The sequence below is a fragment of the Curtobacterium sp. MCBA15_004 genome (genome assembly GCF_001865055.2).
Lineage (GTDB): Bacteria > Actinomycetota > Actinomycetes > Actinomycetales > Microbacteriaceae > Curtobacterium.
Genome location: NZ_CP126266.1, coordinates 3,175,697 through 3,190,158, shown reverse-complemented (window position 1 = coordinate 3,190,158; position 14,462 = coordinate 3,175,697). Strand labels below are relative to the sequence as shown.

Sequence of the window (14,462 nt, the reverse complement as noted above, 5' to 3'; positions counted from 1 at the left end):
CCCGGCTCCGGTCGGCGCCGGTGCTCAGCGTCCCGACCGGTTCTCGCGGGCGCGCTTCGACCAGGTCAGGCCGAGCAGGACGAACACGAGCACCATGCCGATCGGCAGGCCGATGAGCGGGACCGCCATGACGACCGGCCACGGCATCGAGCCCTGCGCGCTCGGGTCGGTCAACCACATGACGATCATCGCTGCGATGCAGAGGAGCGCGGCGATGAAGATCCCCCCGACCATGAACCCGAGCACGCGTTCGGTACGATTGAACGTCACCGGGGGCTGCACGTCATCGCGCGGGTTCCCGGTCGATCGGGTCGGCTTGGCCATCGACCCAGGATATCCGACGCACCACGGCCGTTCCACGACCTCGAGGAGTCCACGCATGCCCACCGGCAAGGTCAAGTTCTACGACGACCAGAAGGGGTTCGGGTTCATCACCGGCGACGACGGTGAGCCCGTGTTCCTGCACGCGTCCTCGCTGCCGGACGGCACCACCTCGGTCAAGGCCGGCACGCGCCTGGAGTACGGCGTCGTGCAGGGCAAGAAGGGGTCACAGGCGCTGTCCGTCCGCATGCTCGAGGAGCAGCCCTCCCTCGCGAAGATGTCCCGTCGGTCCGCCGACGACATGGCCGTCATCGTCGAGGACCTCGTGAAGGAGCTCGACCGCATCAGCGGCGACCTCCGCCACGGGCGCTACCCGAAGAACGGCGAGCGCATCGCCGCGATCCTGCGCCACGTCGCAGACCAGCTGGACGCCTGATGGTCGACGTCACGGAGCTCGCGCGCACGGCGCTGCTCGAGGTCACGTCCGAGGACACCGTCGGACAGCCGGTCGGCACGGTCGACGAGGGCGACGGGGTCGTCTCGGTCCTGTTCTCGAACCGGATGCCCGGCTACCCCGGCTGGCGCTGGACCGTCTCTGTCGCGCACGTCGAGGGCGACGAGCCCACGGTGCTCGAGGTCGAGCTGATGCCGGGTGACGGCTCGCTCGTCGCGCCCGAGTGGGTGCCGTGGTCCGAGCGCATGGCGGAGTACCGCGCGTCCCAGGGCGAGTCCGAGGACGACGAGGACGCCGACGAGGACGACGACGCCGACTCTGATGAGGACGCCGACTACGAGGACCCGGACGACGACGAGGCCGACGACGACGAGTCGGACGACGACGACGAGTTCGGCGACGACGAGGACGACCTCGACGAGTCCGACGACGACGAGCTCGACGGCGTCGACGTCGACCGGGCCGCCGAGGTCGTCGCGCTCGGCCACGTGACCGACGCGGACACGACGGACGACGCGGACGACGACGACACGGAGGCCGCGCCGCGTTCCCGCGGCGCCCGGCGCCGCGCACGGCGCGTCCGTCCGACCGAGCCGGACGACGACCTGGAGCTCGACCGGCTCGACGCCGGCGAGACCGAGCCGGGCCGCCACCGCGGTTGACCCCGACCGGGGCGGGTCGACGACCCGCCCCGGCCGACGGTCCGGACCACGGGACCGCGGGACCGCGACCACGAACACGACCGGACGCGCACCGCGGCCGACACGCGCCGTGACCTGACGCGCACCGCGACCGGTCGCGCACCGCGACCTGACGCGCACCGCGACCGGTCGCGCACCGCGACCTGACGCGCACCGCGACCTGCAGCGCACCACGAACCACGAGCTGGTGCGCACCACGAGACGGACGGGAGGCGCGGTGCCAGCTGGCACCGCGCCTCCCGTCCGTCTCGTGGTCCCGGACCGACCGGACCGCCGCGCGGTCCCGGCCACGTGGCGGGTCGCGCCTCAGCCGCGCAGCGCGTGCACGACGAAGTCGATCGCCTGGACGAGCTTCGCCACGTCGTCGGGGTCGATGGCCGTGAAGGTCGCGACCCGGAGCTGGTTGCGGCCGAGCTTCCGGTACGGCTCCGTGTCGACGATCCCGTTGGCGCGCAGGGTGGCGGCGACGGCCTTCGCGTCGATCGAGTCGTCGAGGTCGATCGTCGCGACGACCTGCGACCGGTGCGACGGCTCGGTGACGAACGGCGTTGCGTAGTCGACCGAGTCCGCCCAGTCGTAGATCGTCGAGGACGAGGTCCGCGTCCGGGTGTCCGCCCACGCGAGGCCGCCGGACTGGTTGATCCAGGACACCTGGTCGTCGAGCATGAGCAGGGTCGCGAGCGCCGGGGTGTTCAGCGTCTGGTCGAGCCGCGAGTTGTCGACGGCGTTCTTCAGCGACAGGAACTCGGGCACGTACCGGTCCGAGGCAGCGATCCGCTCGACGCGTTCGAGCGCCGCCGGCGAGAACAGGGCGAGCCACAGGCCGCCGTCGGAGGCGAAGTTCTTCTGCGGCGCGAAGTAGTAGACGTCGGTCGCGCTGACGTCGAAGGCCGCTCCGCCCGCGGCGCTCGTGGCGTCGACGACGGTCAGGGCGCCGTCGTCGCCGGCCGCGCGGACCACGGGGGCCATGACGCCCGTCGAGGTCTCGTTGTGCGGGTAGGCGTAGACGTCGACGCCCTCGACCGGTTCGAGTGCGGACAGCGAGCCGCCGGGTGCCTCGATGACGTGCGGGGCCTCGAGCCACGGGGCCGAGGTGGACTTGGCGAACTTCGCCCCGAACTCGCCGAAGGACAGGTGCTGGGCACGGCGCTCGACGAGGCCGAACGCCGCAGCGTCCCAGAACGCGGTCGAGCCGCCGTTGCCGAGGACGACCTCGTAGCCGTCCGGCAGCTGGAACAGGTCGGCCAGGCCCCGGCGGACGTCGCCGACGAGGGACTTGACGGGCTGCTGGCGGTGGGACGTCCCGAGGATCGTCGCCCCGCGCGTCACGAGGGACTCGAGCTGTGCGCCACGGATCTTGGACGGCCCGCAGCCGAAGCGGCCGTCGGTGGGGAGGAGTTCGGCGGGGATGACGATGTCGGCCATGGAGCAACCCTAGCGAGCGGTATCCCACCCCAGCCGTCCGGTCGGAGCAGCACGCCCGCTGCGCCCGTGGACGCGCCTTCGCGAGCGTTCCTCGTTGTCACCCCGAACAAGTAGGGTGGGCGCGCTGGGCCCAGACATGAGAGGCGGACCGTGACCGATCTCGTCGACACCACGGAGATGTACCTGCGGACGATCCTCGACCTCGAGGAAGAGGGGATCGTCCCGCTGCGCGCGCGCATCTCCGAGCGCCTGGGACACTCCGGCCCGACGGTCTCGCAGACCGTCGCCCGCATGGAACGCGACGGCCTCGTCGTGGTCTCCGGGGACCGGCACCTCGAGCTCACCACCGAGGGTCGCTCCCGCGCCACCCACGTCATGCGCAAGCACCGTCTCGCCGAACGCCTGCTGTCCGACGTCATCGGCCTCGACTGGGCCTTCGTGCACGACGAGGCCTGCCGGTGGGAGCACGTCATGAGCGAGCAGGTCGAGGTCCGCCTGCTCGAGATGCTCGGCAACCCGACCGAGTCGCCGTACGGCAACCCGATCCCCGGCCTCGCCGAGATCGGCGGACCCGAGGCCGGCGGCTTCCTCGACGGCGTGCAGAACATCGTCGCCGCGACCGAGGGCACCGACGCCGTCGCGACCGGGGTCGTCCGCCGCCTGGGCGAGCCCGTCCAGTTCGAGCCGGAGCTGCTCCACCAGCTGCGCACCGCGGGCGTCATGCCCGGCCGGGTCGCGAGCGTGCAGCGGGCCGGTGCCTACGTGGCCGTGCGGGTCGAGGGCGAGGACGCGGGCATCGAGCTGCCGTCCGAGGTCGCGCAGCACGTGTACATCGAGCGGTCCTGAGCGCCCAGGGCGACCGCCGGGTCTGAGAAACCCCACAAGGTAACGGCACGCACAGGCTCCTGACCAGGGCTTCGTCACCGGACCGTTACCTGAGGGGCGTTTCGTCTCGACACGGTAACGGTGCCCACGTACACTCGACGAGTCCCGGGCCGCCCACGAGGCCCAGGACCCGTGGCAGGACGTCTCGAACCCGTCTCCTGCCTCGATCGGAGACGATGACGAACGGATGGGGTTGCACGCCGGCGGTCACCCGCCACCGGCCGTGATGACGAGACGCCGGAGACACCACCCTTGACGCAGACCGGTTCCGCCGCGGACGGCCAGACCCCCGCGAACCCGACGAACACCGCGAACGCCGCCCCCGTCGCCGCCGCCCCGCTCACCCGACGAGCAGCACGCGAGACCACCGCCCCCGTGCGCAAGGTCACCCCGGTCCGTGACGCCCCGCTCCCCGGTGGCCGACGTGCCGCACAGGCCGCCCGTGCCGCGGAGACCGCGAAGGCGAGTGCCTCGGCCCGCAAGCGCCGGTTCCTCGCACCGGTCGTCCTGACCGTCGCAGCGGGCATGTTCGGCACCGTCGCGGTCGCCCCGGCGTTCGCGTCGACGCAGCAGACCGGGACCGACGCCGCGACCGCGCAGCGCCAGGTCCGCACCGTCGACGCCCAGCAGTTCTCGGTGTCGGACGCGGTCGCCCTCGCCGGCACCGACCGTGACGGCTACGGCGCCACCGCGCAGTCGACCCTCGACCAGCAGGCCGCGCAGAAGGCCGCCGCCGAGGCAGCCCAGCAGGCCGCCGCGACCCAGGCCGCCCGCGCCGCGACGCAGAAGCAGTACCAGTCGTACAGCGGCCCGAGCGCATCGGAGATCGCGAAGACCGCATCGGCCGCGAACACCCCGTTCTCGCTCCCCGCGGTCGTGGCCACCGCGAAGCAGTACATCGGCACGCCCTACGTCTTCGGCGGCGCCGACCCGTCCGGCTTCGACTGCTCGGGCTACGTCATGTACGTCTACGCGCAGTACGGCATCAAGCTGGCGCACTCCGTCCCGCTGCAGGACGCTGCGGGCACGACGATCCCCGAGTCCCAGGCGCAGCCCGGCGACGTCGTCGTGTTCAACGACGGCTCGCACGACGGCTTCTACATGGGCAACGGCATGATCATGGACGCCCCGAAGCCCGGCGGATCGGTCTCGATCCGCCCGATCTGGTCGAACAGCTACCACATCGTCCGCTTCGGCATCTGACGACGGCACCCGCGCTCCGGTCGCCAGACCACGCGCCGCGGTGACGACCGACGTGTCGTTCCCGTGAACACTCCCGGAAACCGGCCCGCACACCCTCGTGCTGGGCCGGTTTCTGACGTAGCCTGACGCTGCACCGGTCCGAAGCCGGCCCGACCACGGGAGACCTCATGTCAGCGATCCGCACGACCCGCACCACGGGTCGGCGCGCGCTCGTGGACATACGGTCGACCGCCCCCTGCGTGCACCATCACGCCCTGTCCTGACGAGAGCACTGCCCATCCGGGTGGTGCTCTTCGCGGTTCCGGGCGTGGTCGCAGACCGCGGTCCCACGTCGGCGTCGCTCGGCCCGACGCACCCGCAGCGCCTGGAAGCCGTCCAGGCACGTCGGAAGGGAACCCATGCGCACTCTCGTCCTCAACGCCGGTTACGAGCCCCTCGCGGTGATCTCGGACCGACGGGCCCTCGTGCTGGTCATGAACCAGAAGGCTGCCATCGTCGCCGCCGACGCCGACCACCCGGTCACGGGGTCGACCGCGACCTTCGACCGTCCGTCCGTGATCATCCTCACGCGGTACGTGCGCATCCCGCACGCGCGGCTCGTGCCGGTGTCACGCCGCGGGGTGCTCCGCCGCGACGCGAACCGGTGCGCGTACTGCGACCGGCACGCCACCACCATCGACCACGTGCAGCCGCGCTCGCGCGGGGGACAGGACTCCTGGGAGAACCTCGTCGCCTGCTGCCTCGCGTGCAACAACACGAAGGGCGACCGCACACCGCAGGAGATGGGCTGGCGACTCCGGTTCCGGCCGAAGGCCCCGCACGGCGCCTCGTGGGTCGTGCGCGGGATCGAGCGGCCGCAGGCCGAGTGGGACGACTTCCTGGTCGCCGCCTGACGGACCGCCGGGTGGGGCTGCTGACGCAGCCGCGGGCGGACGGGAGGCGCGGTGCGGGCCGGCACCGCGCCTCCCGTCCGCCCGTGGTCGCGCCGTGACGGAGGTGCCGCGTAGCGTGCGCCGCATGAGCGAGACGCCGCTGATCGACGACGCCACCATCGCGGACCTGCGTGCGCGCCTCCGGGCGACCCGTTGGCCGGACACGACCGGCGTGGAGGTATGGTCGCTCGGCGTCGACGTCGACGAGCTGCGGGAACTCGTCGCGTACTGGGCCGACGGCTTCGACTTCGACGCGCACCGCGCCGCGCTGGCGGCGCTGCCCTCGCGCCGGGTCGTGGTGGACGGCATCGGCGTGCACGTGCTGCACGCGCGGTCCGGTCGGCCGGACGCGCTCCCGGTGCTCCTCGCGCACGGTTGGCCGGACTCGGGCTGGCGGTACCGGACCGTCCTGCCGATGCTCGTCGAGGCGGGGTTCGACGTCGTCGTGCCGGACATGCCCGGGTACGGTTTCTCGGACGCGCCGCCGCGGGTCCTCGACGCCCGGGAGGTCGCGGGGATGTGGGCGACGCTCATGCGCGACCTCGGGTACGAGCGGTTCGCGGCGTCCGGCGGCGACATCGGCACGCACGTGGTGCGGTACCTCGCGCTCGACCACCCGGACCGTGTCGTCGCGGTGCACCGGATCGACGGCGGGTTGGCGTGGCCCGGGCTCGACGCCTCGGACCTGTCGCCGGCGGAACGGGCGTTCGTCGACGAGACCGCACGGTGGCGGACGGCCGAGGGCGCGTACGCGATGCTGCACCGCACGAAGCCGCAGACCGCCGCCGTCGGGCTCACCGACTCACCCGCCGGGCTCGCAGCATGGATCGTCGAGAAGCTCCGTGCGTGGAGCGACTGCGACGGTGACCTCTGGTCGGTGTACACGCGGGACCAGGTGCTCGCGCTGCTGACCGAGTACTGGGCGACGGCGACGATCGGGTCGTCGATGCGGATGTACCACGCCAACGCCGCGATCCCGCCGGAGCAGCTGGCCCGGCGGGTCGAGGTGCCGTCCGGGTTCTCGGTGTTCCCGGGCGACATCGTCCGGGCACCGCGGGAGTGGCTCGAGCGGACGACGAACCTCGTGTTCCACCACGAGCTCGACCGGGGTGGGCACTTCGCACCGGTGGAGGTGCCCGAGCTGTTCGTGGCCGAGGTGCGGGCGTTCCTGGAGCCGTACCGGGTCTCGTCGCGCCGCTAGAGTGGGGTGCACCAGCCTCTGTAGCTCAATGGAAGAGCAGTTCCGTCCTAAGGAAACGGTTGGGGGTTCGAGTCCCTCCAGGGGCACCACGCGTCGAGCGGGTGCGCGTCCCCGCCGTCGCGGTCGGCCCGGTCGTGCGGGCCGGGCGGCCGACGGCTGGCCATCGGCGGGTTCTCCGGTGGGTTCTCCACAACCGTCGGGCCGGACGGTTGCGCGGGCCGTGCGCCCCGTACGATTGACCCCGTGTCCAAGGTCCTGAGCAGTCTCCCCGTCGGCGAACGAGTCGGCATCGCGTTCTCCGGAGGTCTCGACACCTCCTGCGCGGTCGCCTGGATGCGTGAGAAGGGAGCGGTGCCCTGCACGTACACGGCCGACATCGGCCAGTACGACGAGCCGGACATCGACGCCGTGCCGGGCCGCGCCCACGAGTACGGCGCCGAGATCGCCCGACTGGTCGACGCGAAGAGCGCCCTGGTCGAGGAAGGCCTGGTCGCGCTGCAGACCGGCGCGTTCCACATCCGCTCCGGCGGCAAGACGTACTTCAACACGACGCCGCTCGGTCGCGCGGTGACGGGCACCATGCTCGTCCGCGCGATGAAGGAGGACGGCGTCGACATCTGGGGCGACGGCTCCACCTACAAGGGCAACGACATCGAGCGGTTCTACCGCTACGGCCTGATGGCCAACCCGCGGCTCCGGGTCTACAAGCCGTGGCTCGACTCCGAGTTCGTCGAGGAGCTCGGCGGCCGCAAGGAGATGAGCGAGTGGCTCGTCGCGCGTGGCTTCCCGTACCGCGACTCCACCGAGAAGGCGTACTCGACCGACGCGAACATCTGGGGCGCCACGCACGAGGCGAAGAGCCTCGAGGAGCTGTCGAGCGGGCTCGACATCGTCGAGCCGATCATGGGCGTCGCCGCCTGGCGTGACGACGTCGAGGTCGCGACCGAGGTCGTCAGCGTCCGTTTCGAGGCCGGCCGCCCGGTCGCGATCAACGGCGTCGAGTACGCCGACGCCGTCGCCCTCGTCTACGAGGCGAACGCGATCGGTGGCCGTCATGGGCTCGGCGCGAGCGACCAGATCGAGAACCGCATCATCGAGGCGAAGAGCCGCGGCATCTACGAGGCGCCGGGCATGGCGCTGCTGCACATCGCCTACGAGCGGCTGCTCAACGCGATCCACAACGAGGACACCGTCGCGTCGTACCACAACGAAGGTCGCCGGCTCGGTCGCCTCATGTACGAAGGACGGTGGCTCGACCCGCAGTCGCTCATGCTGCGTGAGTCGCTGCAGCGCTGGGTCGCCTCGGCGGTCACCGGCGAGGTCACGCTGCGCCTGCGCCGTGGCGACGACTACACGATCCTGGACACCACGGGTCCGGCGCTGTCCTACCACCCGGACAAGCTGTCGATGGAGCGCGTCGGCGACGCCGCGTTCGGGCCGGACGACCGGATCGGTCAGCTCACCATGCGGAACCTCGACATCGCGGACTCGCGCTCGCGGCTCGAGCAGTACGCGGCGGCGGGCCTCATCGGCGGTGCGACCGGCGAGCTCGTCGGTGAGCTCGAGGCGGGCGAGGCCGAGGAGATCCTCGGGGGAGCCCCGGTGACCGACGCCGCCGACGCACTCGGGCGTGCGACCGACGCCGTGTCCGAGGGCGCGGCGTTCGACTCCGGGACGGACTGACCGGCTGGCGACGCCGAGCGATCCGCTCGGCCTGACGCGACGAAGGGGAGTCACCGCGACGTGCGGTGGCTCCCCTTCGTCGTGTTCGGGTGCGGGGGGTCGTGTGCGTCAACGTGGGTGTCGTACGACGGCGACAGTGTCGTTCGGCGTCGGTCTGTGCGGCCGGCGTCGGGACGCGAGCGTGGCGGCGGGCCGTGTGCGTCATCGCGGGTGTCGTACGACGGCGGTGGTGTCGTTCGGCGTCGACGGACCGCTGCGCGGACCGCCCCGCGCCGTCCGCGCCGCCCCGCCCCGCGCTACCGCCGCTCGGCCGTCTCCGGGCGCTTCTGCCGCCACATCAGCGCGGGCGTCTCCGGACCGTCCCACACCTGCACGGCACCCCACGCCGCGGCGAGCAGCGGCACCGAGATGATCGCGCCCGTGATGCCGGCGAGCACGGTGCCGGCGGTCAGCCCGATCAGGATGACCAGGCCGTGCAACTTGAGCGTCTTGCCCATGAGCACCGGCTGGAGCAGGTTGCCCTCGAGCTGGTTCACGAGCACGACGATGCCGACGACGATGAGTGCGGCGACGGGGCCGTTCGCGACGAGGGCGACGAGCGCCGCGAGGATGCCGGCCGCGGTGGCACCGACGATCGGGATGAACGCCGTGATGAACACGACGACCGCGAGGGGCAGCGCGAGGGGCACGCCGATGATCGCCAGGCCGACGCCGATGCCGATCGCGTCCACGGCGGCGACGCTCGCGGTCCCGCGGACGTAGCCACCCAGGGTCTGCACGACGCGGTCACCCACGCGGCGGGCGCGCTCGTAGCGGGCGCCGGTGAACGGACGGAGCAGGAACTCCCAGATGCGTGGCCCGTCCTTGAGGAAGAAGAACAGCACGACGATCATCAGCACGAGGCCGGTGAGGAAGTTCGCGGTCGCGGACGCACCGGCGAGGGCACCGGAGCCGAACTGCGAGCTGGTGAGGAAGCCCTGCACGCCGCCGACGACCTGGTCGACCTGCTTGTCGGAGATCGCGAACGGCAGGTGGTCGACGGACTCCTGGAGCTGCTGGAAGCCGCTGATCGCGGACTTCTGCAGGTCGGGCCACTGCGCGATGACCGCGACGACGATGAGCCAGCCGACCAGGCCGAGCACGACGAGCACGCCGAGCAGCACTGCGAGGGTGGCGAGCACCGAGGGGACCTTGTGGCGTCGGAGCCAGGACACCACCGGGTGCATGGCCGACGCGATGATGAGCGCGAGGAGCACGGGGATCGTCACGACGCTCAGGGTGGCGGCGGCGTAGATGATCCCGCTCGCGATGATCAACACCACGATCGCCTGCAGGCAGCGGGTGGCGAGTCGTCCGAAGGCGTCGGTCCAGGGGCGGACGATCGCGCTCGGGGCGGCGTCGGAAGGGGCGTCGCTGGGACGGCCGAACAGGGGCATGTGGCTCCTCGTGGTCGTGCGGGACCCACCACGCTACCGGCGCGGGCGAGCGGAGGGCCGACGGGCGTCGAGCGACGTCCGCGGGACCGGGCCGGGGGTCGTCGGACGACGCCCGCGGGTCCCGGAGCGACGGCAGGACGCCGCCGGCGGGGTCGCCGCAATCCGCATCCACGTGGACGCGATCCGAGATCAGTCTTACGCTGGTCGGACCGGGTTCTCCTTCAGGGTCCCGTCGTCACGATGCCCACGTGTTCCACGTGGTCTGGCACAGCGGGACGGCCCGGTCGGATCCGAGGTGCGCATCACCTCGATGAAGGGCTGGTCACGATGACCGCCACCACGCTCCACTGCTCCGTCCTCGTCGAACTCTTCGACGGCTCCACGCGCTTCCCCACCACCGTCCCCTTCGGTGTCTCGATCCTGGCGATGAACTCGTGACCGCCCGCATGCCGTCCGACTGGCACCGCCACGGACTCCGGTCTCCCGACGAGGTCGCCGAGATCATCGCCGAACGCATCGGCGGCACGTCCGAGGCCCCGGTCCCCGTCGGCGCCGAACACGACGAACCGTCGTACGCCGACTTCCTCGGCGATCAGGTCTGACGCCACCACAGGACGGACGGGAGGCGCGGTGCCGGCTGGCACCGCGCCTCCCGTCCGTCGTGGGGTGCGTTTCCGGGAGGTGACGCCTGCCTGTGGATCCCGGCGCACGTCGGACCCGCGCGCGATACTGGTCGGGTGCGTGAACTCCAAGCCACCATCGCCGCGGACCTCGACGTCCAGCCGACCATCGACCCCGAGCACGAGGTCGCCCGCCGGGTCGGGTTCCTCCGGGACTACCTGACCACGACCGGCGCGCGCGGGTACGTGCTCGCCGTGAGCGGCGGACAGGACTCGACGCTCGCCGGACGCCTCACCCAGCTCGCGGTCGAGTCGCTCCGTGCCGAGGGCCGCGAGGCCGCCTTCGTCACCGTCCGGATGCCCTACCGCGTGCAGGCCGACGAGGACGACGCGCAGCTCGCGCTCCGGTTCATCGGCGCCGACCCCGGCATCGTCGTGAACATCGAGCACGGTGTCGACGGCGTCGTGCAGGACACGTCCGCCTCGGGCGTCGACCTCAGCGACTTCGTGAAGGGCAACGTCAAGGCGCGCATGCGCATGGTCGCCCAGTACGCGGTCGCGGGGCAGCAGGGCCTCCTCGTCGTGGGCACGGACCACGCCGCCGAGGCCGTCACGGGCTTCTTCACGAAGTACGGCGACGGCGGTGTCGACCTCACCCCGCTCACCGGCCTGACCAAGAGCCAGGGCCGACAGCTGCTCGAACACCTCGGTGCGCCGGCGCGCCTGTACGAGAAGGCACCCACCGCCGACCTGCTCGACGACCTGCCCGGGCAGACCGACGAGGCGAACCTCGGGCTCACCTACGTCGAGATCGACGCGTACCTGCAGGGGCACGACGTCCCGGTCGAGGTCGCCGAGGCCATCGAGACGCGCTACCGCGCCACGGAGCACAAGCGCCGCGTGCCGGCGACGCCCTTCGACGAGTGGTGGCGCCCGACGGCCTAGGCCGTCGGGCGGGCCTCGCCCACGGGGGACCGACGGGAGGCGCGGTGCGGGTCCGTCCCGCACCGCGCCTCCCGTCGTCAGTCGCGCCGTGTCCGTGTGGCCGGAGCGGCCGCCGCCCCGGCGGGATCAGGCCCGGCGGTCGCCCTCGTCGTCGCCGCGGCGCTGCTGCTGGCCGCCGGCGTCCTCGCGCTCGCCGCGCTGGCCACGGTCGGCGTCGTGCGCGGCGGCGTCCGCCTCGCTGTCGTGCTGCCCCCGGGTGGACGCGTCGGTGGGGTCGGAGGCATCAGCGGCGTCTGCGAGGTCGGCGAGGTCGGCCGGGGAGAGCGTCCCGCCGGCGTCGCGCTCGGCGGCGAGCCGCTGCTGCCAGAGCACACTGCGAGCTGCACCCTCGAGCACGTCGTCGACGCTGCTGCCCGTCTTCGCCGCGAGGGCGCCGCTCAGGCCGGCCGTCAGGGTCCCGCTCGCCGAGGCCAGGCGCTCGACGACCTCCTCCTGCCGGTCGGTCAGGGGTTCGTCGACCATGCTGTCGACAGTCTCGCGGATGTTCGCCTCGCTGGCGTCGAGTGCGTCGTCGTCCCCGGCGTGCAGGGCCGACGCCTCACCGACGACCACGAGTCCGAGTCGTGCGACGTCGTCCTCAGGACGTGAGCGTTCGTTCTCGTTGGTCATGATCGGGACCGTACGCTCCGGCCGGCCGTGGCACCTGTACGGGTGGGGGACCCTGCTGGCGCGGCGACCGCCGCTCGGCACCGACGACGAACGCCCCGCACCACGAGGACGTGGTGCGGGGCGTTCGGACCGGGGGACGGTACCCAGCCGGGTCGGCGCGTGGGCGTCGACCGAGCAGGTCAGCGGCGGGCGCCGCGGCCCGCGAAGCGGGTGTAGAGGAACAGCACGATGACGGCACCGATGATCGAGCCGATGATGCCGGCGGGCTGGAAGAAGCCCTCCATCGGGTCGTGCTGGAAGATGAGGAAGCCGAGGAAGCCGCCGACGAACGAGCCGACGATGCCCAGGACGATCGTCATGAGGATCGACATGTGCTGCTTGCCGGGGATGATGAGGCGGGCGAGGGCGCCGGCGATGAGGCCGACGATGATGAGGCTGATGATGAGACCGAGCACGGTGTCCTCCTTGGATCAGGACCCTCCACCACGGTCGGGGCCGTCCGTGGTTCGGGTCGATCCCCGATTGAACTCCGTTGTTCCTCAGCACCCGCTCAGCTTGTGCGCAGGTTCAGGATCGCCGACGTGGTCGGCGACCCCGCCGGGCCCTCGGCGCCCGTGGTCGACGGGTCAGACGATGCCAGCGGCCTCGAGCTCCGAGCGGAGTTCGGCGTCCGACGGCTCGACGAAGTGCTTGCCGTTCGGGAGCACCACGACCGGGATGTTCTTGCGTCCGCTGATCGCCTCGGCACGGCCGGCCGCGGACAGGTCCGCCTCGACGTCGACGTACTCGTAGTCGAGCCCCAGCCCGTCGAGCAGCGCCTTCGAGCGCCGGCAGTCGCGGCACCAGTCCGCGCCGAACATCGTCACCTTGTCGAACGTCTCGTCAGTCATGTCCACACAGTACGTCCGGAGGACACCGGACATTCCCACGACGGCCCGCTCCGGGGAGGAGCACGATGGCGCCATGACGACGACGACGGACGCATCCGTCCACCCGCACCACCGGCACGGCTGGTGGTGGAAGACCCTGCTCGCCGGGGCCGTGCTCTGGGCCGTCACGGTGGTCGTCACCGTGCTGACGCTGAACACGAACCTCGTGCCGACGATCATCCTGCTCGGCAGCTTCCTGGTGCCCTTCACGGTCGTGCTCTTCGTGATCGAACGGGTCACGGGCACGGTGAGCACGATGCAGCTCGTCACCGCGTTCTTCGTGGGCGGGGTGCTCGGGGTGCTCGGCGCGTCCCTGCTCGAGGCCGACCTGCGACAGGACGCGTTCGTGTACGTCGTCGTCGGGTTCGTCGAGGAACTCGTGAAGGGTGTGCTGCTCCTCGTGGTCGGGTGGCGGGTGCGTCCCAAGACCGCGCGGCAGGGTGCCCTGCTCGGTGCGACGATCGGCGCCGGGTTCGCGGCGTTCGAGTCGGCGGGGTACGCCTTCAACGCCGCGATCACGCAGCGCGGCATCGACCTCGTCTCCCTGCTGCAGACCGAGGTCGTGCGTGCCGTGCTCTCGCCGGTCGGTCACGTGCTCTGGACGGCGATCCTCGGAGCGGTGCTGTTCGGGGCCGCCCGGGGTGGGGAGCGGCTGCGGTGGTCGTGGTCGATCCCGGTGGCGTACGTCGGGGTCGCCCTGCTGCACGGGCTGTGGGACAGCAACGGGACGCTGTCGACGGTGCTCGCGTTCGTGCTCACCGGCACGCCGTTGTCTGCCGCCGGGACGGGCGCGGTGCCGCCGACGCTCGCCGGGATCGCCACCACGCTGTACGTGGTCGGGCTGCTCGTCGTGACCCTGATCGGCGTCGCGGTCCTGGTCTGGCTGCTCGTCAGCCACCGGCACCGTGACCGTGCGCTGCTCGAACGGGCGCAGGCGGAACGGGCGCAGGCGGCGGTCGGGGGACCGTCGTGGTGGGCTGTGGCGGGCCCAGTGGAGCAGCGAGACTGGGAGGCGGCGCCGCGGCGGGACGATCGCTGACACCGCCCAGGATGGCGAG

General features: G+C 71.9%; 16 protein-coding genes and 1 tRNA gene. 11 read left to right on the top strand and 6 right to left on the bottom strand.

Annotated elements, in window-relative coordinates; translation table 11 throughout:
* Window positions 1–24 precede the first annotated feature (24 nt).
* Entirely contained in the window at window positions 25–324 is a 300-nt protein-coding gene (locus tag QOL16_RS14985; RefSeq protein ID WP_065963632.1) for a hypothetical protein, read from the bottom strand.
* 55 nt (window positions 325–379) lie between these two features.
* Here QOL16_RS14985 and QOL16_RS14980 point away from each other — a divergent pair, with 55 nt between their 5' ends.
* Window positions 380–757, top strand: a complete 378-nt coding sequence (locus tag QOL16_RS14980; RefSeq protein WP_065963630.1) for a cold-shock protein — start codon at window positions 380–382, stop codon at window positions 755–757.
* Window positions 757–1,437 carry a DUF3027 domain-containing protein gene (locus QOL16_RS14975; RefSeq protein ID WP_065963629.1) on the top strand — a complete coding sequence of 227 codons (681 nt, stop codon included), beginning with the start codon at window positions 757–759 and terminating at the stop codon, window positions 1,435–1,437. Before QOL16_RS14980 ends, QOL16_RS14975 begins: the two co-directional genes overlap by 1 nt.
* 345 nt (window positions 1,438–1,782) lie before the next feature.
* Here QOL16_RS14975 and serC read toward each other — a convergent pair whose 3' ends face one another.
* Window positions 1,783–2,901 carry a phosphoserine transaminase gene (serC, locus tag QOL16_RS14970; RefSeq protein WP_065963627.1) on the bottom strand — a complete coding sequence of 373 codons (1,119 nt, stop codon included), beginning with the start codon at window positions 2,899–2,901 and terminating at the stop codon, window positions 1,783–1,785.
* A gap of 150 nt (window positions 2,902–3,051) precedes the next feature.
* Between serC and QOL16_RS14965 the strand changes: the two genes are divergently transcribed.
* The 6 genes from QOL16_RS14965 to argG all read left to right on the top strand — a co-directional run bounded on the left by QOL16_RS14965 (window position 3,052) and on the right by argG (window position 8,805).
* Window positions 3,052–3,747, top strand: a complete 696-nt coding sequence (locus tag QOL16_RS14965) for a metal-dependent transcriptional regulator (protein WP_065963626.1) — start codon at window positions 3,052–3,054, stop codon at window positions 3,745–3,747.
* A 291-nt stretch (window positions 3,748–4,038) separates the two neighbouring features.
* Window positions 4,039–4,989: a C40 family peptidase gene (locus QOL16_RS14960; protein ID WP_071245250.1), complete on the top strand. Its 951-nt coding sequence runs from the start codon at window positions 4,039–4,041 to the stop codon at window positions 4,987–4,989.
* 398 nt (window positions 4,990–5,387) lie between these two features.
* Complete coding sequence (locus tag QOL16_RS14955) at window positions 5,388–5,882, top strand: HNH endonuclease (RefSeq protein WP_065963623.1); 495 nt, start codon at window positions 5,388–5,390, stop codon at window positions 5,880–5,882.
* Between the two features lie 124 nt (window positions 5,883–6,006).
* Complete coding sequence (locus tag QOL16_RS14950) at window positions 6,007–7,122, top strand: epoxide hydrolase family protein (protein WP_071284770.1); 1,116 nt, start codon at window positions 6,007–6,009, stop codon at window positions 7,120–7,122.
* A 14-nt stretch (window positions 7,123–7,136) separates the two neighbouring features.
* Window positions 7,137–7,211: transfer RNA gene (locus QOL16_RS14945), tRNA-Arg, on the top strand.
* 154 nt (window positions 7,212–7,365) lie between these two features.
* Window positions 7,366–8,805, top strand: coding sequence for an argininosuccinate synthase (gene argG, locus QOL16_RS14940; protein ID WP_065963619.1), 1,440 nt, complete (start codon window positions 7,366–7,368; stop codon window positions 8,803–8,805).
* Window positions 8,806–9,101: 296 nt separating this feature from the next.
* Here the strand turns inward: argG and QOL16_RS14935 are convergent, their stop codons facing one another.
* Window positions 9,102–10,241, bottom strand: coding sequence for an AI-2E family transporter (locus tag QOL16_RS14935; protein ID WP_065963617.1), 1,140 nt, complete (start codon window positions 10,239–10,241; stop codon window positions 9,102–9,104).
* 434 nt (window positions 10,242–10,675) lie between these two features.
* Between QOL16_RS14935 and QOL16_RS14930 the strand changes: the two genes are divergently transcribed.
* On the top strand, window positions 10,676–10,843 hold the full coding sequence (locus QOL16_RS14930) for a hypothetical protein (protein WP_175473096.1): 168 nt from the start codon (window positions 10,676–10,678) through the stop codon (window positions 10,841–10,843).
* Between the two features lie 135 nt (window positions 10,844–10,978).
* Window positions 10,979–11,806: an ammonia-dependent NAD(+) synthetase gene (gene nadE, locus QOL16_RS14925; protein WP_065963614.1), complete on the top strand. Its 828-nt coding sequence runs from the start codon at window positions 10,979–10,981 to the stop codon at window positions 11,804–11,806.
* A 126-nt stretch (window positions 11,807–11,932) separates the two neighbouring features.
* Here nadE and QOL16_RS14920 read toward each other — a convergent pair whose 3' ends face one another.
* The 3 genes from QOL16_RS14920 to QOL16_RS14910 form a co-directional block, all read right to left on the bottom strand.
* On the bottom strand, window positions 11,933–12,475 hold the full coding sequence (locus QOL16_RS14920; RefSeq protein ID WP_065963611.1) for a hypothetical protein: 543 nt from the start codon (window positions 12,473–12,475) through the stop codon (window positions 11,933–11,935).
* A 179-nt stretch (window positions 12,476–12,654) separates the two neighbouring features.
* Window positions 12,655–12,930 carry a GlsB/YeaQ/YmgE family stress response membrane protein gene (locus QOL16_RS14915; RefSeq protein WP_065963609.1) on the bottom strand — a complete coding sequence of 92 codons (276 nt, stop codon included), beginning with the start codon at window positions 12,928–12,930 and terminating at the stop codon, window positions 12,655–12,657.
* Between the two features lie 171 nt (window positions 12,931–13,101).
* Window positions 13,102–13,365: a glutaredoxin domain-containing protein gene (locus tag QOL16_RS14910; protein ID WP_071285904.1), complete on the bottom strand. Its 264-nt coding sequence runs from the start codon at window positions 13,363–13,365 to the stop codon at window positions 13,102–13,104.
* A 73-nt stretch (window positions 13,366–13,438) separates the two neighbouring features.
* Here QOL16_RS14910 and QOL16_RS14905 point away from each other — a divergent pair, with 73 nt between their 5' ends.
* Window positions 13,439–14,443 (top strand): PrsW family intramembrane metalloprotease, encoded by a 1,005-nt coding sequence (locus tag QOL16_RS14905; RefSeq protein WP_071285894.1) that lies wholly within the window; start codon window positions 13,439–13,441, stop codon window positions 14,441–14,443.
* Window positions 14,444–14,462: the final 19 nt, after the last annotated feature.